Genomic DNA, 24042 nt, shown 5'->3' on the forward strand with positions numbered 1-24042 from the left:
GCGTGGAGGGAATAGTTTGCAGCCGGTAGCTAGTAGCACAGATTTAAAGCTTAATGATTCTGTTATTTTGATTGTTGATGATGAACCAATTAATACAACCGTAATAGAAAGTTTGCTCGCGCCCTTCTATAAAACTCACACCACAGATTGCGGTGAAAACGTGCTGCACCTGTGCGAAACCCTTAAGCCAGATTTAATACTGCTTGATGTGATGCTTGGCTCTATGAGCGGCCTAGATGTTTGCAAGCTATTAAAAAAACACACCCAGTACAACGATATACCGGTGATTTTTATTACCGCTATTATGGATCAAGATGACCAAAATAGGTGCTGGCAAGCAGGCGCCGTCGATTTTGTCTCAAAACCGGTTTATGGCGTCACATTACTTAATCGCGTAAAAGCACATTTGACCTTAAAAAAACAAGCCGATTTACTCAAAAGTCTTTGTGAGCACGACAGCCTAACAGGTTTAAACAACCGACGATTTTTACAAAACACCCTTGATCAAAACATTCGTTTAGCCGTCAGAAACGATAAAGCCCTTTCGGTATTAATGCTCGATATTGATTACTTTAAACAGTACAACGACTCTCTTGGTCATCAACAAGGTGACGAATGCCTAAAACGTGTTGCTGATGAAATCAAAAAAAGTGTTAACCGCCCAACCGATACTACTATTCGTTATGGCGGTGAAGAATTTTTATGTGTATTGCCAGACACCGATATTCAAGGGGCACAATTTATTGCCCATAAGCTTTTGGCAAACATTCGTGAACTAAACATTGAACACCCACATGCAACCTCTGGAGTACTCTCTATTAGTATTGGTAGCGCAACATTTTCTGGGCATGAAGCCATCGACACTGACGAGCTAATTCGCTGTGCCGACAAAGCGCTCTATCAAGCCAAGCATCAAGGGAGAAACCGCTGTGTTTGCATACTTGCTGAACCCAGTTTTAGTTTTTAAGCTTAGTCAAACCTTACTACCGACTCACGTTTTCGGTATGGAGGGCTAAACCATGGATTACGAAGTATTACACCAGAAAAAAGCGACAACCTCTGAAGGACGCTTTTTAGTGCCATTAGCGATTGCTTTTATCGGCGCCATTATGTGCTCAGCAATCTTCTTTTTCGAGCTACAACTTCATAAAAATATTAATAACAATGTTGCTGAACGACTGAGAGAATCAAGCGCTACCGTAAATGTGCAGATACATGAGAGTATTAACAAATACAAAAACGATTTACAGTTTTTATACTCCACCCCACCCATAGCAGGGCTTGCAAGAGCCGCTGCGAACGATGGCAATGATCCGCTAGATAGCACCACCTCAAAGCAATGGAAAAAACGTTTAGAAACGATATTCGTTGCATTTTTACAATCCAACGCTGAGTTCGAGCAATTACGTATCATCAGTACGCAACAAGCAGGACAAGAACTGATCAGAGTAGACAGAGCTGCCGGTGGCATAGTTGTAAAAGCCGATAGTCAGTTACAGGATAAAAGTGGCCGTGACTATTATCAGCAAAGTTCGCAATTACCACAGGGTGATATGTATTTATCTGCAATAACACTCAACCGAGAATATGGAAAGCTCGACTATCCTTATAAACCTATGCTACGTATTGCCTTACCCATTTTTGATGAAAATATGCAACGCTATGGGCTGATTATTGCAAACATTAACACCTCTCACCTATTTGCATCTCTTAATGCGATGGTACAAGCACCAAACTCATTGATCCTAACAGACAGCGAAGGCTACTTTTTAGTACACCCAAATGAAGACTTTCGCTTTAGTCGCGACTTAGCGCCAAACAAACGTTGGGACTCAGTGTATAAATCTGAACCCGCCTATCTAGAAAATATACTCAGCATTAGCTCTAACCTTGCAAGCGGGCAACAATACGAAGCATTAAGTAAACGCATTCCATTTACTGGAGATTTAGAAACCGGGTTTATAGATGCCCACATTATGCTACCTCACTCTGAAATTAATGCGATGGAGCGCGAGCAAAGGATCAGCACCTATGTTTTTTTGCTGGGTGTTTCTGCTTTTTTAGTGTTTGTGCTTGGATTTTTGCATCGAAATTTAAAGCGTAACCGCGAGCTTGCCGAGGCAAGAGCGGTGTCTTCAGCCATTATTAGCGGTTCAAAAGATGCCATTATTGCGGTCAGTGATATTGGTCTTGTGTCTAGTTGGAATAAAGCGGCCACTGAATTGTTTGGTTTTCAGAGGGAGCAAGTATTAGGGGCAGATATAAACAAGTTGAATCTATTTTCAAATATTAATATCAAAGAAATCTGCAGCTCCCTTAAAACCAATAGAAAACAACATGAAATTGAAGTCGACTATCAGTTAACCAATCAACAAACGACCCATTTAGCACTCGCTTTTTCAGCTATTTTTAATGATCATCATCAGCACAACGGCACAGCCATCCTCATTCGCGACACGACCGTAGAAAAAATTGCTAATGACAAAATTAAGCAAATTAATAACGAGCTCGAAATTAAAGTTGCACAAAGAACTGCCCAGCTAGAAAAAGCCAGCCAAGTTAAGAGCGCTTTTATATCCAATATCAGCCATGAAATGCGTACTCCCTTAAACGGCATTATCGGCACACTCAATTTAATTAAACGAGAGTCATTAAGTAACCAACAGCAACATTATTTAGAAATGACCGAGGTAAGCGTTAATAGCTTAAATGTACTCATTAATGACATTCTTGATTTATCAAAAATTGAGGCTGGCAAACTCGACTTAGACCAAAAAGCCTTTAACCCCATCAAGTTTTTTGAGAGTTTAAGTGGCAGTATGGCTGTTAAAGCCCAAGAGAAAAACCTTGAATTTATTTTAGATATTGCCGATGTTGAGTACAGCTCGATTGTTACTGACCCTCATCGCTACTCACAAGTGCTTACCAATTTAATAAATAACGCGATCAAATTTACTAAAACGGGCTTTATAAAATTTACCGCCGCGAGTAAGCGACTTAGCGATGATAACGTTGAGCTATGCTGCACAATTCAAGATACCGGCATTGGTATTGCGCCTGAAAACCAAAATAAATTGTTTAGTGCTTTTACCCAAGCCGATAACAGTGTGGCCGCACAATATGGGGGCACTGGGCTTGGTTTATCGATATGTAAGCAACTAGCTAGTTTACTGAATGGACACATATCCTTTGAATCAACCGAAGGTAAAGGCAGTACCTTCACATTTACCATTCAATTAGACAGCCAAAATGTAGAAAAACGCCAACCAAGCAGTCGCTTAAAAGACAGCGTGTTTGCAGTGTCAGTCAAACAACCAGAACTTGAACGAAGCCTAACAAAACTCATCTCTCACTGCGGTGGACAGCTCACGAATGTTGACCTAGAAAGCTTTGAAATTAACGATAACATGCCCTTTGATACGCTGATTTTAGAGCCAGGCAACCCGTTACTCGCAAAACTTGATAGCTATAGTGAAAACACTTACGACCATAATCTGCCCTTTAAATTAGTAGTGCTTATAAACCCAACTGAGCCACCACCACAGGCTAAATACTGTGCCTTTACGCGGTTATCTAAACCTGTGCTTATCTCTGAGTTTTTACTTAAACTGGCTGATGAAAGACTCATCCAAGAGCAGCAAGCTCAAGACACAACACCACTTCGTCGCGAGACTGATACACAAATTCACATAGATGTTGATATTGCAGGCGCAAAAGTGCTCATTGTTGATGATAATGATATTAATGCCGCAGTCGCCAAAGGCACGTTAATGAGCTTGGCACTGCGCTTTGAAATGGCATCGAATGGTAAGCAAGCCATTGAAATATTAGCAAATGCAGCAGATGACGACCCATTCAATTGTGTTTTGATGGATTGCCAAATGCCAATTTTAAATGGCTATGATGCTGCGGCACAAATACGTCAAGGGGCTGGTGGAGAGCACCATAGCGACATTCCTATTATCGCCATGACAGCCAATGCTATGCTTGGCGAGCGTAAAAAGTGCTTAAATGCAGGTATGAGCGATTACATCACAAAACCAATCAGTGCCGATAAGCTCATCACCACTACAGCGAAATGGGTTGCATCAACGTACCCTAAACATCATACCGTACCAAAAACGATTGCTGTGCCTGAGGTAAATCAGTCGCCGACTATAAATCAAGAAGAATTAATCGATGAAGAAAAACAGCATTGGAATCGCGAAGCAGCCCTTGGCCGCTTAATGAATAACGAAGTGCTATTAAATAAAGTAAGTAAGATGTTTTTAGAAAGTCACATAAAAAAATAACGCTACTAACACAAGCAATCAAAGACAAAGACTACCATGCGATTGCAACCACCAGCCATGCACTCAAAGGGACCTGTGGCGATGTGGGCGCAGCCAAATTGCACCAGCACTTTACTGAGCTAGAGGTGCTGGCCGCAAGCAAAGGTAATACGCTAAAAGATATTCAACTTAAGCTGCTCGAAATCGAAAAAGACTACGAGATTTTGTTAGAAATTTTACAAAAGCATACCGTAGCCAGGGTCGGCTAATTTTATTAAGAGCAAATAAATGGGCTTTGAAAATCAAAGCCCATTTTTCATTAAAGCGCCGCATATTTGTCTTCTAATTTTCATAAAGTGGGAGTATGTTTATACAAACCACTAAAGGAATGACGCTATGACCGCTAAAACGCTGATTTTCAACTTTGATGGCACAGGCAGCGAACCTCGTGATGCTGAACAATTCAGCGCTGCACACTTCAAAGAAGACGCCAGTATTTCTAATATTCTTAAACTTCATTTACTTTTTGGTGGCGCACTCAATAGCGAACCCGAAACACCATTTCCAACCCAACTTAGCTTTTATTATCAGGGTATAGGCACCCAAGGTAGCCGCTTTCGACGTTTATTCAATCAAGCCCTTGCACCAAGAGGCGATGATGTTGCCAGCATTTTAAATCGTGCTATGAGCGACTTTAAAAGCTACTACACTGTAGGTGATAAAATACTTCTGACTGGTTTTAGCCGAGGTGCTGCTCTTGCTAGGCGCTTTGCCAAATGTTTAGAGCCACTTATTAGTGATGATGTTTACTTATGTGTATTTGATACCGTTGCATCAATTGGTTTTTCAAAAGTAACAAAAGCAACCCGCGGTGCTGAGCACGTTATTTTTGAAAACTACACACTTGCAAGCAATATAAAAGCAGCCCTTCATTGCGTAGCACTTGATGAAAAGCGCCGTGCATTTGAACCCACACTTATTAATAGTGCACCGCATGTACAAGAGATCTGGTTTGCGGGCGCTCATTCAGATGTGGGTGGTGGCTATTATCGTGATGGTTTAGCCGACATTTGCCTGCGCTATGCGATTGAGTGGCTGATAGAACAAACCGTTGCATTAAACTTACTTACCAGCGCGGATATCAATTACAACACCCTGCTCCCAGCAGAGCATCGTAACCTCATTGCCCAAGATGATGTAACCGTTACCCCAGATCCGCTGGCACTGAGTCATCAGCAAAACTATTTTTGGTTTAACCCGTTGTTTAAACTGGTAGATCGCGAATGCTGTGTACTGGTTGATAACGAACAAAGCACGCTCGCGCCAACCATTCATTACACAGTCGCAGAGCGCATTAATCGCTTAACAAGCTATCGCCCTGAGTCGTTGAAGAGCCTTCATTACGACGTACTGTATAATGACGAAACTCGCTTAAGCTTTAAGGGCTTAAGCCCGCATATTGCGCTTGATAAGCAAAATATGACGGTGCTGAGCATAGACGAAAGTAAAGATGTGTTTGTGTATGGCGCCGAAAAGTACAACCACACCGGCTTAATGTTAGAGCAAGGTGGTACTTACCGATTTACGCCTTATCCTGAGCAAACTTGGTATGACGACGGCATTAGTTGCGGCCCTGCCGGATGGCACCGAGACAATATTCAACTAGGGGTGAAAGAAATCCCGATGGCCGTGCTTGAACCGTTTAGACGTTTACCCCACGCACAATGGTTTGCGTTGATTGGCGCTATCGATAACAACGACGAGCATTTGTTTGAAATTGCTGAGGGTGCTGATATTCGTATTGCTAAATCAGGTGAGTTTTGCCCGTTTGCCAACGACCTAAACCGCTTTTATGGGGCGAATGCGGGGCGCATTAAACTGCGCGTGACTCGTTTAGGATGATTTAATGTTTAACATAGCGAGCGATGATCTCCGTTATCGCTTGCTGGTTGTTTAAAATTGCTGAGTTAATAGCGGCTCTGTCTTCTGCTAAAAGGGTTGTTTCACTGAGCATAAAGTAAACGCTGTCATTATTGACAATATACGGATGCAGCTCGATACCCTGCTGATTATTTTTTTGAATTAAATATAAACCAGCTAGTTCATCATCAACAAAAAAATCGACCCGCCTTGCAACTAGCATAGCGAGGCGCTGACGCAAAGATGACACAGTAACAAGCTGATCTTTATATTTAGCGTCTTCTTTCAAATGGGTAAAATCAGAGCCAAAGTAACTACCGCTGTTAGTTAAAATAACTTGCTGGTGTTCGAGCAATCCTTGTAAGTCTAAAGACTCTAAGCGGCCATGCGGGTACCAAAACAAGCGCATTACTTCATTACGGTATGGCTCTGAAAAGAAACTAAAAGAGTCACGCTCGGTGCTATAGCTTGCCGCGGGTAGTAAATCGACTTTACCGTGCTTAAGCTCTGCAAAGCCCCGTTTAGATGAAGGCATAACAACGTATTTAGCGCAAAACCCTGCCTCTTTTAGCACTAAATTAACCACATCAATATCAATGCCGGTGAGCTTACCATTTTGCGTAAAAGCATAAGGTGCCCACTGCTGACTAATCCCCACTTTTAAGGTTTTATCGCAGCTAAAAGCCGAGTTACTCAATACAGCAACAACAAGTAAAAACAGCGCTTTTAACCCCATTAACCCACCTTAGTTTAAATACTTACAAACCATATTATTCAAGTATGGTTGATAATACCTGAAAGACCAATGTGTGAAATGAGAAACAGAAAGTTAGCGAGCCTCAAGGGGAAAGAGTAAAGTTAAGAGATACGAGATTCGAGGTGCGAGATACGAGGTAGCAGCGATTTTACATCGCGCCCTAGAACCCAAAACCTAGCGCCTAATGTTTCTCCCGTAGGACTGGCTTTAGCCGGGAAATGTTTTAAGTTAGCGAGCCTCAAGGGGAAAGAGTAAAGTTAAGAGATACGAGGTAGCAGCGATTTTACATCGCGTCCTAGAACCCAAAACCTAGCGCCTATGTTTTCCCCCGTAGGCGTGAAACTTGTTTCGCGCGTCTGAAAGCTGACCGCTCTCATTTATGTTTGATTCGGCACAAAAGTACCTCCTACAAGGCTTAAATCGCTGAGAAGAACACTCGACCTAACCAACCCCACAGCTCGACAGAAATCTAACATCTGACGTCTAACAATTAAAAGCCAGCTATTTTACATCGCGGTATGGCTACTTGTTTCGATTAGCTACAAACACAATTGTATGATAAAAAGGTACACCCAAAAAAGGACCATTCTCTTTTTCTTTTATGGGTTGTCTTAAATTTCTCAATTAATAAATAGGTTACAGATGTCATTTATTTCAAAGCTAGGCAAAGGCCTTAAAGGTGCTGTGAATGCAGTAAAATCAGACGAATACCAAGTAAACAACGTAAAAGCAAAATGCATTCATTGTGGGCATCATCACTTCGAGCTAGGTCAGGCGCAATTAAATACCGCAGGCATGACGTTTTTGAATTTAGATTGGGCGAATGACAGCGCATCCTTGTTATCGTGCAAAAAGTGCGGCTTCATCATGTGGTTCGCTGTTGAGCCAAAGAAAACAGTTTAATAGTTGGCGAGTTACAAGCATGTCGCAGCGATTTTACATCGCGTCCTAGAGCCTAAATCCCAGCGCCTATGTTTTCCCTCGTAGGACTGGCTTTAGCCGGGAAATGTCTTAAGTTAGCGAGTTTCAAGTGGAAAGAGTAAAGTTGCGAGGTACGAGGTACGAGATACGAGGTACGAGATATGAGGTACGAGATTAAGGTGTGAGTCTATAGCAGTGATTTTACATCGCGTTTGATTGATTGGTTTATCTTTTAAATTAAAAGGTTTACATGGATTATGTTGGGTATCGCTCCGCTCGACCCAACCTACCCTAAAAATGTGCAGTTCAAATGCTGAGAAGAACACTCGACCTGACCAACCCCACAGATCGACTGACCGCTGAAAGCTGACAGCTTCTTTCCCCTTTCTAACTTTCCCCTTTCTAACTTTCCCCTTTCTAACTTTCCCCTTTCTAACTTTCCCCTTTCTAACTTTCCCCTTTCCCCTTTCCCCTCGCTAACTTTACTCTTTCTAACTTCCCCCCACAAAAAAGCAGCCATAAGGCTGCTTTGAAGGGAAATCACATTTTAATGATGGGCATTAAATGTGGTTATTACACTTAAAGTGCTTTCCATACATCCGCGACACCTGGCTCGTCTCCTTGAGTCCACCATTTCGCTTCGTATTTATTACCTTGGTGAGTGACTTGGTCGCCACCGTTATAGATACCCGCAGCTTGCCATACAACATCACCATTACCGTCGGTTGGTTGTGAACTTGCTTCCCATGGGCCGCCTAAATCAGGGCGCTCACCTTGTGTCCACCACTTAGCAGTGTATTCTACGCCATTATAAATCACCGTATCACCACCAACATAAGTCGCCGCTGCATCCCATGTGGTTTCACCATCTGGCGGAGTTGTTGTACCAGAATCTGTCACGGTGACATTAAAGCTCACTGCTGTAGCAGTTTGACCATCGCTTACCGAAACCGACACAACATAACTTGTATCTGCATCAACGCTGCCCGCTTGTAAACTCACATCAGCACCAGAGCCTACTAACGTTAAGCCTGCTGGCACTGTCCAGCTGTATGAAAGCGTATCGCCATCAGCATCAGATGCCGAAACAGCCACGTCCACACTCGCGTCTTCTGCCACTGTTTTATCAGTAATTGCCGCAACAACTGGTGCTTGGTTCTCGCCTGTCGTTGGTGCTACTACATTCACTGTAACGTTACGGCTTACACTTGCCTCGCCATCGCTCACACTGACAGTAACCGTGTATTGCGTATCAGCAGTCACTGATGGCGCTGTGATTACAAGGGTATTTGAATTTTCACCGCTTACTGTTAATGCGCTGTCAGCTGTCCAGTTAAAGCTTAGTGGATCGTTATCTGCGTCAGTTGCCGATGCAGTCACAGATACACTTTCGCCAGAGTTAACAGATACAGTGCTTGATACAGATAGCACGGGCGCTCTATTGCTAGGCTCAGTGACTGTGCCGCCAAGTGCCTCGTGCATGGCATTAAGAATATCGCCATTATCAGCATCAATTTCCCATGCAAATAGGCCACCTAGGTTATATTGATTAACATAAGCACCTTTTGCCAAAACTGAACGACGGTTATCGTATGTAATTAATTTACCGTTGCTACGATTCCATACATAAGCAGCTTCGGCTTGTTCGTCATAACCTGTTTCAAACCCATTGATGCCATTTTCAGCAGCGCCCAACATGTAAGTTTTGATGCCTTTATAATCAATAACACCGTCTTCCCATACGCCTTGCGCTGTAGTGCCTTTAAGTTTGCCATTACCAGGGGCTGTCATTGGGTTATCAGCGATAGTCGCGTTTTCTGGATAAACCCCTTCCCAGCCACGGCCATACATAGCAGTACCCACCACGATTTTCTTCGATGGTACGTTTTGCGCGAGTAGAGTTTGCACTGCATTATCAGTTGTATAAGCAGGGCCTTTATATGGAACGCCTTCTTCATCAACACCTGTGCCATCACACTGACCAACACGGAAATGCGATGAACAATAAAGCGCAGCCTGATGGCCCGTTACATTGCTCCATGCACCATAATAGTCGTAGCTCATTAAGAAAATGTAATCCATATATTGCTGAGCTTGTGAGTAGTCGACATCTTCAATTTTGTCGTAACCTGCACCAATCGCTGATGTTAACTCATACTCACGACCGGTCTCTGCTTCAAGCTTATCAAGCATCGCGCGCAGCTCTTGCATTAACGCAACGTATGCTGGGCCGTCAGCAACTGGGTCGCCTAAGTTTGGATTAGCACCCTGACCACCGGGGTATTCCCAGTCAATATCAACACCGTCGTAGAACTTCCACGTTCTTAAAAACTCTTCCATTGATGCCACAAACGTGTCGCGGTTTGCTTTATCGGTAAAGTAAGCAAATGGGTCTGATAAAGTCCAACCACCCACTGATGGTAAGATTTTCAGATCAGGAAAACGCTGCTTTAACGCCATTAACTGCGAATACGTACCACGAATTGGGTCGTTACTATCAACACCTGGTAGCGCTTTTTGAATCGCTGCCCATGGGTCGTGGATCACAACTTCAAAGTCTTGCGAGCCTGCACACGCCGTATTTAGCGCGTTTTTAGGACCGCCTGTTAATGAGTCATTAGGTCCACAAATTGGAATAAACCCATACAAGATATGACTTAGGTTTTGCGCTGGTATATTGGTTACGTCGAAATCGCGACCATAAATACCCCATTCAACAAAGTAGGCACCGGTTACAAGGCCATCTTTAGTGCCAATATCTTGGTTGTTTGGATCATAATCCATCGGCAATGGCGCTAAGTGACCGCCATCTGTATCGGCAATAACAATTGGCTTACCTTCACTGCGCGCACAGGTGATACCGCCTTCACATAGTTCTACATATAATGTGTGACGACCGGCTTTATCATACGGGAAGCTAATAACACCACTTTTAGTGCCTGCTGCCAGCGAGCCTTCATTAACCAACATATCATCGAAGTACACTTTATAGCTGTCGCCGCCATCACCACTCCATGCGTTCCATTCAATGCTGATAGTGACTTCATCAACGCGGTTCACCAAGCTCTTGTATGAGCCTGTACCTTCAAGATCAACCTCAACAAATGAGTACTCTTGTGGCTCCCAAATAATGGTTGGTGTTGAAGGTGCTGCATTCGCTGCACTTGCAAAGAGTGCAACACCAATGGCTGCGCTTAATTGTTTTATATTCATGATTCTCTCTTATCTGTTTTTATATAGCGTTACGCTGTTATTGATAAAGTTTGAACTACAAAACTTTAGATTTCTGTCCATACTTGGCTGGCACCCGGTACATCTCCTTGGGTCCACCACTGCGCTCGATAGCGCTGTCCTTGATAGGTTACTTCGTCGCCGCCTTGATAGGCTTTGCCGCTGTTCCACTCGATTGATGCACTGCCAGATTCAAGCTGCCATGCATCAGTACTGTCTGGTTGTGCGCCTTGGTTCCACCATTTCGCGCTGTAAACGCCGCCGTTGAAACTCACTTTATCGCCCGTGTTGTATTGGCTTGTGCTATTCCAAGCAGGCACGCTCGGATCAACTGGATCAGGGTCGACCACAGTGCTATTAAGCACAGTCACGGTAAAACTTACTTGGCTTGTGAGCTCGCCATCTGACACCGATACACTTACGGTGTAGCTTGTATCAGCATCGACAGCGGGGGCGTTTAGCGTGATGTTGGCATCATTACCCGTAAAGCTCAGTGGTGCCGGTACATCCCAGCTATAAGTTAAGGTGCTTTGCTGATCATCAAAGGCGTGCAGGTGTATCGCGGTGCTGCTCTCTTCTTCAACTTGAAGGTCATCTGGTTGATGAATTATCGGCGCGGTATTGTCAGGAGCCGCTTGTATGCTTAGTGCAAAGCTGTAGTTTGCATTCGTTGTAAAGACCTGATTAATCAATAAATCAGACGCATCAAAGGCAATATCTCCGGTGCTATTTTGCACGCCAATATTAACTAAGTGCGCGTAATTAAGGTTTAACAGCGCCGCAAATTCAGCCTGCCAATTAGCTTGATTATCTGCTGTGATCTGCATTTGTTGAGTAAGTAACTCTTGGCCATTTTCATCAAATAACCGAGCTGACACACTACCACCAACCTCAGCGTCTTGTCCTTGACGAACAAAGTAGCTGATTGCTGTCCAATCGGTTGGCTCTGTTGGGGTCGCATCGCTAACGATATTGATATCGCTACAGTTGTAGAAGCCTTCGCCACCGGCATCATCTCGTTGCCAACGCGTATATAATATGGCATCGCCACTGCGCCCTTGTGGAATAGACACGCTCATTTCATAGTAACGGTCGTTGTTAGCATCAATGCTAAAATCAAGATTGCCGTACTCTTCAACAAGCTCTAGGTCATCCCAAGTAAGCACTTGAGTCGCACTATCAAAGCCCGGTTTTGTTAAGTAAAACTGCCAAAAACTCGGGTTATGCGGCGTACTTGCTAAAAAGCGCACTAAAATATCGCCATTTGCATTAGGAATAACCTCACTGCGTTGCCAATGCGCTGAAGGTAGATCCATACCGCGTTTTTCTGGGTCGCCTGCGGCACATAATCGGCCATCAGGTACACTTTGTTTTACTGCTTCAAGGTCAGTGTAGTTAACCGTATTTGCCGAGTATTCAATGTCTTGCACAAACTGCACATGTCCTGCTTCAACAAACGCTGCGCGACAAGCAAGATTAGGGATCCCTGTGCCATCAGCAGGCCACCAGTACCCGCCATCAGCATTACAAAATGCTTGGCGTGCCTTCGGGCTTTCTAAGAATCCGTGGGCATTCACATGGCTTGATGCACAGGCAAGCAGCATGCTGGTTGCCACTGCCGATAAAGACAATGCCTTTGATTTCATTACTTTCATTGTTGTTCTCGCTGTAGAAATGCGGAGCAAAGTCCTTGCTCCGCTTAGTTGGTTAAAGCGTGCAACTCACCGTCCAGTCAGCAGATGTGCCTGGCTCTGTGCTCGTCCACCACTTTGCTTCGTAAATCACGTTGTTGTGATTCATTAGGTCGCCGCCAACAGCATGGCTTGGATTACCAGCCCAATCAGTTTGCGGCCAATTTGGATACACAGGGATGCTTGCTACATCAACACCATTACAGCTTCCCTCGCCACCCGTATCACCACCGGTGTCACCGCCAGTATCACCACTGCCAGCAGTGCCATCTGGTAGCATTGGGTATTCGTATTTGAAGGCGTAGGTTTTGCCATTTTTCTCAATCGTGAAGTTAGTTGGCCCCGTAATTGGCATGTAGTACATAACTTGTGCCTCAACGGTTTCACCTGTGTTAAATGACTTTTCGATACCGCCCCACTCATTCACTAAGGTGATTGAAAAACGATGGAACTCATTTTCAAAGCCGCCGATATTATCGCCAGCTGCATTCGAGCCATTCGCTTCAACAGCCATGCCGAGCTTTTCTTGTGCATTCCAATTTGATTTGAAAATTGCAGAGGTAGAAACAGGCACATCAAAGCTGATTTTCGCGCCGCTTAAGTCGATATCTGAGTTATTCGTGAATGCGAATGTAGGTGAAATTGGGTAGTTATCATCACCAATTGGGAAGTCTTTCACCGTAAAGCTTACGTCAACCGCTTCGCTTGGAATGGTAAAATCAACATTACCTTGATGAGTGTTATAAGCCACACCACTTTGGTTAAATTTATCGTAAGCAAGTGTGGTTAAGCTTGAGCCCATGAAGTACTCACCTTTCGCTGAGTCATAATCATAGTCACCGGCAAGCTCCCAGAACATGATGCCGCCAAGGCCATTGTTGATAACATAATCAACTTTGGTTGCCATTGATTGCTCATCTTCAATTGATAAGAAAACCTTTTTCTCTGCATTCCAAAGCCATGGAGCAACCGCTACATCATCATAGAAACGTGTGTAAGTACCTGTTAATACATCGTCTGCATCGGTTTCTGGCGTTAGACCATAGATTTCAAGGTAAGATGGATTAATACCATTTTCGAGGTTTTTCGCATGCCATAGCGGGTTTGAACCAGCTGGCATTTCTTCACCCACATCGTTCTTATCGTGCCATAGGTTATCTATGCCAAGTGCACCATTACCGCATTGGTTTTTCTCACCAACGCCAGTCCCTTTCGCACATTTTGATTGATCGGGTAGCGCTGCTTGGCCCCATAAACCATTAGTACCACCCGACACATCTTTAAAGCCACGGGTGTAATATGGAATACCAATATTGATTCGACCCGCAGAAACCGCGCCGCGGAAATAACGCACGGCCCAATCCGTATTTAAGTAACCAATTCCTTCAAACTCAGCGGTGGTATAAACGCCCCATTGCGCTAATTCAGAATCAAGACCGGTATCAAACAAGGCTGCGTTGTGGCCTACATGTGAATTCCATGCACCATGTAAGTCATAAGACATAATGTTAACGTAATCGAGATACTTCACGCTTTGGAATGTTTCCATACCACGTAATAAGTAACCTGAAGAGGGTGAAGCAATCGTTAACAAATAATGCTTACCTGCCTTTTCACCTGCAATATCAAGTTCTTCACGTAGTTTTTGCATAAATACACGATACGAGGCGTTAAGGCCTGCGCGACGCGCATTAGAAATAGGAAAATCATCAGGGTGGCCTGAGTCATTCATTGACGATGGGTATTCGTAATCAATATCGACACCATCAAAACCGTAGGTTTCAATAAACTCAACGGCACTTTTCGCAAAGGCATCAATTCCCGCTTGGTTCACAGAGCCATCGGCATTGGTTGTCATCGTGTAGAAACCACCGCTGTTTACGCGAGTACCGTCTTCACCAAAATAACCACCGGTTTCAGCCCAGCCACCTACAGAGATTAAGGTTTTTACATCTGGGTGTTGTTTTTTGAATTTATTGAGTAAGTTAAAGTGACCTGTGTAACTAAAGCTTGGATCCATTTCAGCGCCTGTTACGCCCGGCCAAGTCATGTTTGTCGCTGGGTTGCCAGCAGCATTTGGATCACCAATCGAGACCTTGTTATTGCCATCAACATGCGCAAAGGCATAGTTGATATGGGTGATCTTGTCCCAAGGAATATCGTTAACTAAGTAGCTTGGCTGACCATTGGCACCATTTCGCCAACTCGTAAAATAACCAATAACTCGGCGTGGATGATCGGCGCCCATTTTCTCGCGGCCATTTGTATCATACACACTACAGTATGGGGTATTCACACCCGGTGTTTGGTATAAGCCTTGCGGTTTACAATCGCTACCAGGTTCTGTTGCTTCAACAACATTAACAACTTTGCTTTGTGTATCCGTCGCGCCTTCGTTATCGGTCACCGTTAAGGTAAATGAAAATTGCCCAAGTGCTGGAGCCTGCCACGTATAACTTGAAGAAGCGGCACTTGCTTGATGAACTTCAGTGCTGTTTTCAGTTAGCGATAACGCAGTTACTTGGCCATCGCTATCAGTGCCAGAAAGCGCAAATACCACACTGTCACCCACCGTTACTTGTGATGGCAGCGAGCTAAATTCAATGCTTGCCACTGGCGCTTGGTTAACCGGCTCAACGTCATCAGACACACTCACTGAATGTGCAACCGCTGTAGAGGTTAGCCCTAAATCATCCGTTGCGACCGCGCTTATCACATGGCTGCCTTGCGTTGCTTGCCAGCTCGCTGAATAAGGTGCGCTTGTCACTACACTCAGCGATGTACCATCAACAAAAAACTCAACACTTGCCACGCTGCCATCAGGGTCAGCGGCGACAGCGCTTATGACAACGCTGTCACTAGTGGTAAATAAAGAACCCTCTGCGGGTGTTAAGCTGCTAATTTGAGGTGCTTGATTCTCATTGACAACGCTGTCACAAACACCCAATAAACGCCACTCTTGATCGACACCAGAAGTCTCCACAGGGTTGGTTTGCGTCCACCACTTCGCTTCATAAGCGCTACCTTGTGCCTGAACCTGATCACCACCAACATGAGTTTGCCCTTGTTGCCACACTTCTAAGTTGCTGCAATCAATCGCAGCCTGTGCTGTAAAGCCGTATAAACCTAGTGACAGCGCACTCAGTTTAAAGGCATTTTTTATTAATTTATGCGAGCTCATTCGCTCCCTCCGCCCAAAGTTTTAATAACATTTATTTTACAAATCCAACTTTAAAGTAACACAAAGCGCTATTACGTCAAGCTTGCATTTACCTATAAAGGGTAAAATAAACACACTTTTTGATGTTTGTTTCACTCAAAAACACTAAAAAAGAATTAATTATTTTTATCAAAAAGCAAAAACGAGAGTGATTCTACCGAGTAAAAATGAACATAAAATTAACAATATTTTAACCACGCAAAGCGCGGCGCTTCTGGTCTGTATAAAAAACAAGCAGCAATTGTATGAGGGTAGACGATAATAATTGTCGTATCGATTATGGGTATATAACGAATAAATTAGTTTTCAGGTAAAAATTTCTATAAAAATTGAGTGAAAATTATTCTTAACACGAATTTTAGTCATAAAAAAAGCAAACACTCAGTGTTTGCTTTTCACAAAAATCCTATTTGATCACAACTTAATTAAGCAGCGATTAAATAGGACTCTCGTCCTGCATGTTTTGCCTTACGTTGATATGCACCTTTACCTTTTTTAGGCTTCTCTACTTTTGCTGTGAACAGCTTAGATGTCACCATTGCGGCGTACACATTATCGTTAATTACACCGCGACCAGTATCAACTTGGCCTTGTGTACGTTGTTTCTTTTTGCTCATTTTTTGCTCCTATTAAATGTGTTGCGAGTATATACCTAGCCTAGCGCTACGCAAGTATTTTTAAGGAAAAAACGATGATTTTTTACCCCTTATTTTGTCTTACTCGTTTTGACTAAACACCATGCCTTGTTGTCATTTTACTGACTAAATTCGTATTTTGATTGCATTCACTACCTAACTGCTGGCAAAACTAGCGAAAACAACCATAGTTAATTAAAAACAAACAGGATTACGATGACTGACTTTCTCTTAATCGCCTATATATTCCTCATTGCAGGCATTATCGCCGTGCCTATTGCCAGCAAATTTGGACTTGGCTCTGTGCTTGGCTACTTACTCGCAGGTATTGTTATTGGGCCGACACTGACATTTTTAAATGTTGATGTGATTGCCATCCAGCATTTTGCTGAGTTTGGTGTGGTAATGATGCTGTTTATTGTTGGCTTAGAACTTGAACCCAAAGCGCTTTGGTCAATGCGAAAACAGCTTATTGGCCTTGGTGGCGGACAGGTGATTTTATCAGCTGCCGCGTTTACTGGGATTGGTTTAGCATTTGGTCATGCTTGGCAATCCGCACTCACAATAGGCTTAATTTTATCGCTTTCATCGACTGCGATTGTACTGCAAACGCTTTCAGAGCGCGGGCTATTAAAATCAGATGGCGGCCAAGCCTCATTTAGCGTACTACTCACTCAAGACATAGCCGTTATTCCTATGCTTGCGTTTATTCCCTTGCTTGCTTTACCTGAATTAGCACCCGCCATTGCAGATACAGCCCATGCAAGCGAAGACGGTCATGGTGGTTTGAGTTTGGTAGCAAACCTTGAGAGCTGGCAAGCAGCGCTGGTTACTTTAGGTATGATTGCGCTCGTCGTTTTTGGCGGTAACTACTTAACCGCCCCCATTTTTAGATTTGTCGCACAAGCACGGCTTCGTGAGCTCTTCACCGCAACTGCTTTATTCTTCGTGATTGGCATCGCTCTAATGATGTCATTAGTTGGCTTATCACCCGCGCTTGGCACCTTTTTAGCGGGTGTTGTGCTTGCAAATTCACCATACAAACATGAGCTCGAAAGTAATATCGATCCCTTCAAAGGACTATTACTTGGATTATTCTTTATCACCGTTGGCGCAAGTATCAATTTTCAATTACTCGCAGATAACCTTGCTACCATCGTGCTATTAACCGGCGCACTGATTGTAACTAAAACAGTTGTGTTATTAATTTTAGGTCGTATTTTTGGCCTTAGAGGCGCCTCACTCTGGTTGCTAGCACTGGGGCTGGCACAAGCTGGTGAGTTTGGTTTTGTACTACTTGCTTACAGTGTGTCTAATAATGTTTTAGCCGCTGCCGTTGCCGACCAACTATTACTGGTTGTGACCTTATCAATGCTGCTTTCGCCGGGGCTATTTATTCTCTATCAACGTGTGATAGCACCACGTTTTATTTGTGAGCAAGCCAAACGAGATGAAGAAGAGTTCCCTGATGATAGCCATGTGATCATCGCAGGCTCAGGCAGAATGGGTGGACTTGTTGACCGTATTTTACAAGCTGGCGGCTATAAAACCACCGTGATTGATTACAACTACAAGCAACTAGAAGCCCTTGAGCGTGTTGGTATTCGTAACTTTTTTGGTGATGCCACTCGACCAGATCTACTCAGTGCTGCAGGCATTGAAGATGCAAAATTGCTGGTTGTTGCGCTTGATGATGCCGAACAAATCACTAAATTAGTTCGTTATGCGATGCAAAATTACCCGCATTTACATGTGGTTGCCCGCGCTGTAGACCGCCATCATGTATACGATTTATGGGCTTACGGATGTCGAGATATTATTCGCGAAACTTACGACAGCACCATGCGTATGGGCCGTTCAGCCTTTGAAGCACTTGGTATTGAGCGAGAAAAAGCCCAAGAGATGGTCGATATTTTCAGTGAGTTTGATAAAGAAATGCTACGAGAAGCTGCCGATGTCTACGAAATCGGCGTGCCATTCGAAGAAAACCATGCCTATATCGAACGTATCACCAAATTATTCGATGAAAAAGAACCCGTAATAAAACAACAAATGCGCGAGATATGCGAGCGAGTTAAAAGTAACTAGTGCTAGGTTCTAGGTGCTAGGTGCTAGGTGCTAGGTGCTAGGTGCTAGGTGCTAGGTGCTAGGTTCTAGGTGCTAGGTTCTAGGCTCTAGGTTCTAGGTTCTAGGTTCTAGGTTCTAGGTTCTAGAATAACGCGATATAAAATCGCTGCTACAAATTTGATGTCGTTTGTAGGAATGGCTTTAGCCATGAACTCTCAAATACTACACAAATGTAAAACGATTAGACGTAGGCGTGAAACTTGTTTCGCGCGCATGCAAACATAACGCCTACGTAGCTAGGTTCGAGAGAAACGCGATATAAAATCGCTGCTACAAATTTGATGCGTTCGTAGGAATGGCTTTAGCCATGAACTCTCAAACACTACACAAATGTGAAACGATTTAGACGTAGGCGTGAAACTTGTTTCGCGCGCATGCAAGGATAACGCCTACGTAGCAAGGTTCGAGTGAAACGCGATATAAAATCGCTGCTACAGACTCGCATCTCATGTCTCGTATCTCGCACCTCGAAACTCGCTAACTTTCCCCTTTACTCTCGCTAACTTTCCCCTTTACTCTTGCAAACTTTCCCCTTTCAACTCTCTAATTAAAGACAGCTGTCATTAATTAGAGCGACAAATGTCGGATACTACAATTAAGCAAAAAAATAGCGCCGTTAGGCGCTATTTAAGTTTCATATCAACTTAGGAATTAAAAACTAAAACTTAGTTTTGCGTAGTAGGTCATACCATCAAAACCATAAGGTAGCGCACGAACAGGGTATTTGAATGCTTTATTCGTAATAAAATCAAGCGCTTCATCTTCGCCTAGCTCGTCTGGCGTTACATCAAAGATATTATCAATACCCGCCGATAGCATGAGTTCATCGGTTAGCTGATAGCCCACGTTAACATCCACTAATACCGCAGACTCTACCGTGCTTGTGTCTTTAAACTCACCGGTAGGTGATAACTCATCAGGCAAGCCAATGTGGTCATTACCAAAGTACTTAACGTCTGTTTCACCATAGTAGTTAAAGCGTAGCATGCTGTTGAAATCGCCACGATCGTATTCAAACGTTAGTGTTGCACGCTCACCTGGTTGACCGTCTGTTAAGAAACTACGCTGTAAATCATCAAGGGCGATTGACTCAGGAACACCTTCTGGCGCATTCACATCATCAATTTCAGTTTCGTTAATGTTACCCGCAAAGGTTGCTGAGAAATTACCGTCGTACAAATCAGTGCGGTACGAAGCAATAATATCAACCCCTTTGGTGGTTGAATCAACTGAGTTTGAGAAGTAGTTAGCTTGCTGTGCCCCTGTTGCATTAAGCGCAGCCACGGCCTCAGCACTAAATGCCACATCGTCCGCCGACATTAAGCTGCCAAGGGTAATTCTGTCTTTGATAGCAACATGATAAAAATCAACGGTTAGCGATAAATCGCTGGTTACGTTGTAAACAAAACCTGCACTTAAGTTTTCTGAGCTTTCAAGGCCAAGGCTATCAACGCCAAGTGCTGACGGAAAATCAGAGCCCGCTGTTGCTGTGAATGATTGCAATAACACGCCACCAGCACCTAAGTTGGTGGTGTAAGCTGTATAGGCACTTTGTTGCAAAGATGGTGCTCTAAAGCCAGAAGAAATCGCACCACGCACGGCAAAGTCATCGGTAATTTCATAGCGCGTTGCGAGCTTACCAATGATGTCATCACCGGCATCAGAGAAGTCTTCATAACGAAGCGCTGTGCTTACTTGCCATGCGTCCGTGATCAGCGTTTCGGCATTTACATAAAATGCATAACTGTGGCGACTCTCTTTGTTTGACGCTTCAGGGCGTAAACCGTTATAAGCTTGGAAACCACACTCAGCAAATACGCTGCTGTCGTTTACTGCAGGGTATGAGCTATCTGAATTAGCTAAACCACACGCATAAGAGGCTTCTTCGCCCGGCACGATTTCATAATTTTCTTTACGGTATTCAGCCCCCACAGATACGTATAATGGCTCACTGCGACCAATATCAACAATACCATTAAGGTCTGCATTAACGGTTGTTTGATCAAATCTAAAGCCACCTGAGTATCCGCCTGTAGGGCCTGCATTGGCAGCAATATCAGCATCGCTTGCATCTGGGTTGTTCGCTACATATTCAGCAGCATACGATGCATTTAGGGTGTTTTTTGACGTAAAGTCATAGCTATTTTCACCATATACGGCAGATACGTCATAGCTCCAATCTGGAGTTAACTCTCCGCGAAAACCAAGTGAAAACGAAATATCTTCGGCTTCGTTATCGATACGAGGTAAAAAGCCATCGCCATACACTTGCACCACGTTCTTCGCTGCTTGGTCAAAGTTACGGTAAAAACCATTACCAAGCGCAGTACGGTTTGAGTATCCGCCAAATGAGTAAAGTTCGGTCTCACCAAATGGTAACGCCATGTTATAGAACACAGAGGTAAATTCGCTATCAGCATTACCCTGTCCCCAACGAACTTCGTCAGACAGCGTACCGGCTGGTACATCAACTGAGCCACCAGTATCACGCTCTGCGCGGTTGGTGCCATCAGCATCACGATATTCTAAAGAAAAGTTAATGAAGCCGCCTTCATCACCTAAATCAAAGCCACGGTTTAAACCCATTGAAATAGTGTCACCATCGCCTTCACCTGTGCTACCTGCTTGCACATAGCCCGTTGTAACACCCGTTGAATCGTTTAACGATAAGTTGATAACACCGGCTATCGCATCAGAACCATATTGCGCAGCAGCACCATCACGAAGTACTTCAACGCCTTTTAAAGCGGTAAGCGGAATCGCGTTCATATCGGTACCTGCAGCACCAGCACCAACAGTACCATTTAAGCCAAAAATAGATTGGTTATGACGGCGTTTACCATTGATAAGCACTAATGTTTGGTCTGGCTGTAAACCACGAAGAGTCGCAGGTCTAAATAAGTCAGAGCCATCTGACACTTGCGTACGAGAAAAGTTAAATGAAGGAGCCGTCGCTTGCAGACTTTGGCCCAGTTCAGTGAAACCACCTTTGTTTAAGTCGTCAGCATCAATCAAATCAACCGGCGATGTTGATTCGGTAGCCGTACGATTGGCAACTCGTGAGCCTAATACTGAGATTTGTTCGATGTTTTTATCTGCTTTCGCAGCAGATGCTTGCTCTGCTGCCTGCACTGAAGTCGCAGAAACAGCCACACTAACCGCAACGGCCAGCATACTTAAAGAATGTGTTGTCATGTGTATCCTGTTGATATTCAGGCTTTCCTTAAAACAAAAAGACGCCCCTTTTGGAGAAATTAAGAAAAGCACTAAGCACGTGTTGTTGATTTTAGAAATCACGATTTTTGAAAGTTAACTCAAGCCTGCGAGTTAACTCTTGCAAAACATCCTATCAACAAATACACAAAATGAAAGAAAAATCAGGTACGACTTAGGTATAAATTTTTCCATTTGTAGTATTAATGGAATTTTTACGGTTGGAATTATTCGTTTTTCAGTAGAAACAAGCAAAATAATGCAACTATCAGCTTGTCTCTACTGAGGAGGAAAATGTTTACTGATCTTGCTCAAGCATCGCCAGCTTTTCATCTTCAAGCATTAACGCCATAGTGGCAATCTCAGATAAGCTCTCGTCTAGCGCTTTAAAGAAGGTGACAAACCCTTCGCCTAGTTTTTCTGGTTCAGGATGATTTGCCAGCGCCTGATCCCACATTGCAAACGTGGTTAGTAAATCGAGTGTTGCTTCAAAATTATCAATAAACAACTGACCATCTTCGCTTTCGTTTTCTTGCTGATCATCAGCCTTGAGTAAAAATTGTAAATCGCTGTGCCAAATATCTTGGTTCACGATATACGCCGCAATGTAACCGCTACAAAAGTCTTGCAATGCTTGACTTGGCTCATTGCTGTTAACTTCATTTGGGTATAATTCGGCTAAGATTTTCTTTTGTTCAACTTGTGCTTCGGTTACGTTATCGAGCAGTTCAATCATTGCATCGCGCGGCTCTGATTCAGTCATTAAGGTGTTGAATACCGCTTCATCATTATCGGCTATATAATTTGCTAACTCTGACTCACCAAAAAACTCTGAGCAGGCTAACAAACCAGACATATAGCCAATCACTTGATCTAAACTAACTTGATTAGTTTCGCTTTGACTAGCGAGGTAATTTTTAAATACATCCGAACTTTGTTGGTTAAGCATATTGAGCCTTTACATGTTGTTTTGGTAAGGGTGTATTTCCTACACTAGCGAATTCACAAATTTTTGCAACAACTGAAATGCTGTCAGCTAGTTACAGTTTTTCTGACCTGACTTTGTACCGGGAACACGCAGCTAATTCGTGTGCCCATTCCTTCTGTACTTTGAATATCAATCCGACCTTGGTGCTCATGCACTATGGCATACACCATGGTCATGCCCATACCGGTGCCTTCTCCCACGGGTTTAGTGGTGTAAAAGGGATCGTATATTTTTGCAATGGTTTCTTCTGACATACCGGCGCCATTGTCTTCAACATCGATATAAATATGCTGTTCAAGCTCATACACAGCAACAGATATTTCAGCTTTTGCGCTTAAATTATCACAAGCTTGTTTGGCATTAATTAAGATATTAACGATTACTTGGCTTATGGCGGGTAAGTTACACCAACTTTGTGATATCGGGCTGTATTGGGTATGTAAATGGCAATTACGAAGTTGATTGGCAAGTAGTTTAACGGCGCTTTTTACTGCCTCGGTCATATCGGCAAATTGCTTGTCGTGACTTTTAGGCCGCGAAAAATCCAGTAAATTAGCCACAATTTTGCTTATCCTTTGCAGCCCTTGCGACGTGTCGCTTATTAATTCAGGTAAATCATCAGCCACAAAGCGAAACGAGTGCACTTTATTAAGCTCTGTTAACTGCCTACAAAACGCAGCCTTATCAGTATCACTACAGGCAAATTCATCACATACAGCAAGTAATTCGCTAAAGTAATTACAGTAGGTTTTTAAACAATCCACATTACTGATGCTATAAGCAAGCGGGTTATTTATTTCATGGGCAACCCCAGCGCAAAGTGTGCCTAACGTGGCCATTTTTTCGGCTTGAATGAACATAGCTTGATGATGCTCTAAGTCAGCAATTTTTTGTTCAAGCTCACTGTTTAATGCCACTAGAATACGGCTTTTATCAGCGAGCAATTGTTCAGCTTCTTCTCTGGCCGCTTTTTCTAACAAATAGGCTTGCTTAAAGTCATCCATTTTCGTCTCAAACATTGTTTGTCTCTTTTAAAACCTAGCACAAGGCTTGATTTAAGGCTATGTT

The 24042-nt window shown here is 43.5% G+C and carries 14 protein-coding genes; 6 read left to right on the forward strand and 8 right to left on the reverse strand.

Features of this window, described 5'->3' with window-relative positions:
* Nucleotides 1–16: 16 nt before the first annotated feature.
* From C2M33_RS03560 to C2M33_RS03570, 4 genes are all read left to right on the forward strand, one after another.
* Nucleotides 17–967 carry a GGDEF domain-containing response regulator gene (locus C2M33_RS03560; protein WP_233999090.1) on the forward strand — a complete coding sequence of 317 codons (951 nt, stop codon included), beginning with the start codon at nucleotides 17–19 and terminating at the stop codon, nucleotides 965–967.
* A 52-nt stretch (nucleotides 968–1019) separates the two neighbouring features.
* The gene (locus C2M33_RS03565) at nucleotides 1020–4292 is read left to right on the forward strand and encodes an ATP-binding protein (RefSeq protein WP_105173731.1); all 3273 of its coding nucleotides are present in this window, start codon (nucleotides 1020–1022) and stop codon (nucleotides 4290–4292) included.
* Between the two features lie 41 nt (nucleotides 4293–4333).
* Complete coding sequence (locus C2M33_RS21085; RefSeq protein ID WP_325050830.1) at nucleotides 4334–4540, forward strand: hypothetical protein; 207 nt, start codon at nucleotides 4334–4336, stop codon at nucleotides 4538–4540.
* 127 nt (nucleotides 4541–4667) lie between these two features.
* Nucleotides 4668–6173, forward strand: coding sequence for a phospholipase effector Tle1 domain-containing protein (locus tag C2M33_RS03570; RefSeq protein ID WP_105173732.1), 1506 nt, complete (start codon nucleotides 4668–4670; stop codon nucleotides 6171–6173).
* 1 nt (nucleotide 6174) lies between these two features.
* Here C2M33_RS03570 and C2M33_RS03575 read toward each other — a convergent pair whose 3' ends face one another.
* Nucleotides 6175–6927: a substrate-binding periplasmic protein gene (locus C2M33_RS03575; protein WP_105173733.1), complete on the reverse strand. Its 753-nt coding sequence runs from the start codon at nucleotides 6925–6927 to the stop codon at nucleotides 6175–6177.
* Nucleotides 6928–7590: 663 nt separating this feature from the next.
* On the opposite strand from C2M33_RS03575, the gene C2M33_RS03580 reads away from it, so the two are divergent.
* A complete protein-coding gene (locus C2M33_RS03580) occupies nucleotides 7591–7851 on the forward strand; it encodes a zinc ribbon domain-containing protein (protein ID WP_063704025.1) in 261 nt (86 codons plus the stop codon).
* Nucleotides 7852–8448: 597 nt separating this feature from the next.
* Here C2M33_RS03580 and C2M33_RS03590 read toward each other — a convergent pair.
* From C2M33_RS03590 to arfA, 4 genes are all read right to left on the reverse strand, one after another.
* Entirely contained in the window at nucleotides 8449–11082 is a 2634-nt protein-coding gene (locus C2M33_RS03590) for a glycosyl hydrolase family 18 protein (RefSeq protein WP_105173735.1), read from the reverse strand.
* 65 nt (nucleotides 11083–11147) lie between these two features.
* The gene (locus tag C2M33_RS03595; RefSeq protein WP_105173736.1) at nucleotides 11148–12755 is read right to left on the reverse strand and encodes a lytic polysaccharide monooxygenase; all 1608 of its coding nucleotides are present in this window, start codon (nucleotides 12753–12755) and stop codon (nucleotides 11148–11150) included.
* A gap of 52 nt (nucleotides 12756–12807) precedes the next feature.
* Nucleotides 12808–15972 carry a glycosyl hydrolase family 18 protein gene (locus tag C2M33_RS03600; protein WP_105173737.1) on the reverse strand — a complete coding sequence of 1055 codons (3165 nt, stop codon included), beginning with the start codon at nucleotides 15970–15972 and terminating at the stop codon, nucleotides 12808–12810.
* A gap of 464 nt (nucleotides 15973–16436) precedes the next feature.
* On the reverse strand, nucleotides 16437–16628 hold the full coding sequence (gene arfA, locus C2M33_RS03605; protein WP_054563243.1) for an alternative ribosome rescue factor ArfA: 192 nt from the start codon (nucleotides 16626–16628) through the stop codon (nucleotides 16437–16439).
* Between the two features lie 234 nt (nucleotides 16629–16862).
* On the opposite strand from arfA, the gene C2M33_RS03610 reads away from it, so the two are divergent.
* Nucleotides 16863–18734, forward strand: a complete 1872-nt coding sequence (locus tag C2M33_RS03610) for a monovalent cation:proton antiporter-2 (CPA2) family protein (RefSeq protein ID WP_105173738.1) — start codon at nucleotides 16863–16865, stop codon at nucleotides 18732–18734.
* Between the two features lie 690 nt (nucleotides 18735–19424).
* Here C2M33_RS03610 and C2M33_RS03615 read toward each other — a convergent pair.
* The 3 genes from C2M33_RS03615 to C2M33_RS03625 form a co-directional block, all read right to left on the reverse strand.
* Entirely contained in the window at nucleotides 19425–21968 is a 2544-nt protein-coding gene (locus C2M33_RS03615; protein ID WP_105173739.1) for a TonB-dependent receptor plug domain-containing protein, read from the reverse strand.
* Nucleotides 21969–22284: 316 nt separating this feature from the next.
* Entirely contained in the window at nucleotides 22285–22935 is a 651-nt protein-coding gene (locus tag C2M33_RS03620) for a UPF0149 family protein (protein ID WP_105173740.1), read from the reverse strand.
* Between the two features lie 83 nt (nucleotides 22936–23018).
* A complete protein-coding gene (locus C2M33_RS03625) occupies nucleotides 23019–23993 on the reverse strand; it encodes a sensor histidine kinase (protein ID WP_105173741.1) in 975 nt (324 codons plus the stop codon).
* Nucleotides 23994–24042 lie beyond the last annotated feature (49 nt).

Source organism: Pseudoalteromonas sp. T1lg122 (assembly GCF_002964825.1).
Classification (GTDB): domain Bacteria; phylum Pseudomonadota; class Gammaproteobacteria; order Enterobacterales; family Alteromonadaceae; genus Pseudoalteromonas; species Pseudoalteromonas gelatinilytica.

Coding starts and splice junctions, on each gene's coding strand:
- C2M33_RS03565 (WP_105173731.1), top strand. CDS start 1,020: ATGGATTACGAAGTATTACACCAGAAAAAAGCGACAACCTCTGAAGGA.
- C2M33_RS03570 (WP_105173732.1), top strand. CDS start 4,668: ATGACCGCTAAAACGCTGATTTTCAACTTTGATGGCACAGGCAGCGAA.
- C2M33_RS03575 (WP_105173733.1), bottom strand. CDS start 6,927: ATGGGGTTAAAAGCGCTGTTTTTACTTGTTGTTGCTGTATTGAGTAAC.
- C2M33_RS03580 (WP_063704025.1), top strand. CDS start 7,591: ATGTCATTTATTTCAAAGCTAGGCAAAGGCCTTAAAGGTGCTGTGAAT.
- C2M33_RS03590 (WP_105173735.1), bottom strand. CDS start 11,082: ATGAATATAAAACAATTAAGCGCAGCCATTGGTGTTGCACTCTTTGCA.
- C2M33_RS03595 (WP_105173736.1), bottom strand. CDS start 12,755: ATGAAAGTAATGAAATCAAAGGCATTGTCTTTATCGGCAGTGGCAACC.
- C2M33_RS03600 (WP_105173737.1), bottom strand. CDS start 15,972: ATGAGCTCGCATAAATTAATAAAAAATGCCTTTAAACTGAGTGCGCTG.
- arfA (WP_054563243.1), bottom strand. CDS start 16,628: ATGAGCAAAAAGAAACAACGTACACAAGGCCAAGTTGATACTGGTCGC.
- C2M33_RS03610 (WP_105173738.1), top strand. CDS start 16,863: ATGACTGACTTTCTCTTAATCGCCTATATATTCCTCATTGCAGGCATT.
- C2M33_RS03615 (WP_105173739.1), bottom strand. CDS start 21,968: ATGACAACACATTCTTTAAGTATGCTGGCCGTTGCGGTTAGTGTGGCT.
- C2M33_RS03620 (WP_105173740.1), bottom strand. CDS start 22,935: ATGCTTAACCAACAAAGTTCGGATGTATTTAAAAATTACCTCGCTAGT.
- C2M33_RS03625 (WP_105173741.1), bottom strand. CDS start 23,993: ATGTTTGAGACGAAAATGGATGACTTTAAGCAAGCCTATTTGTTAGAA.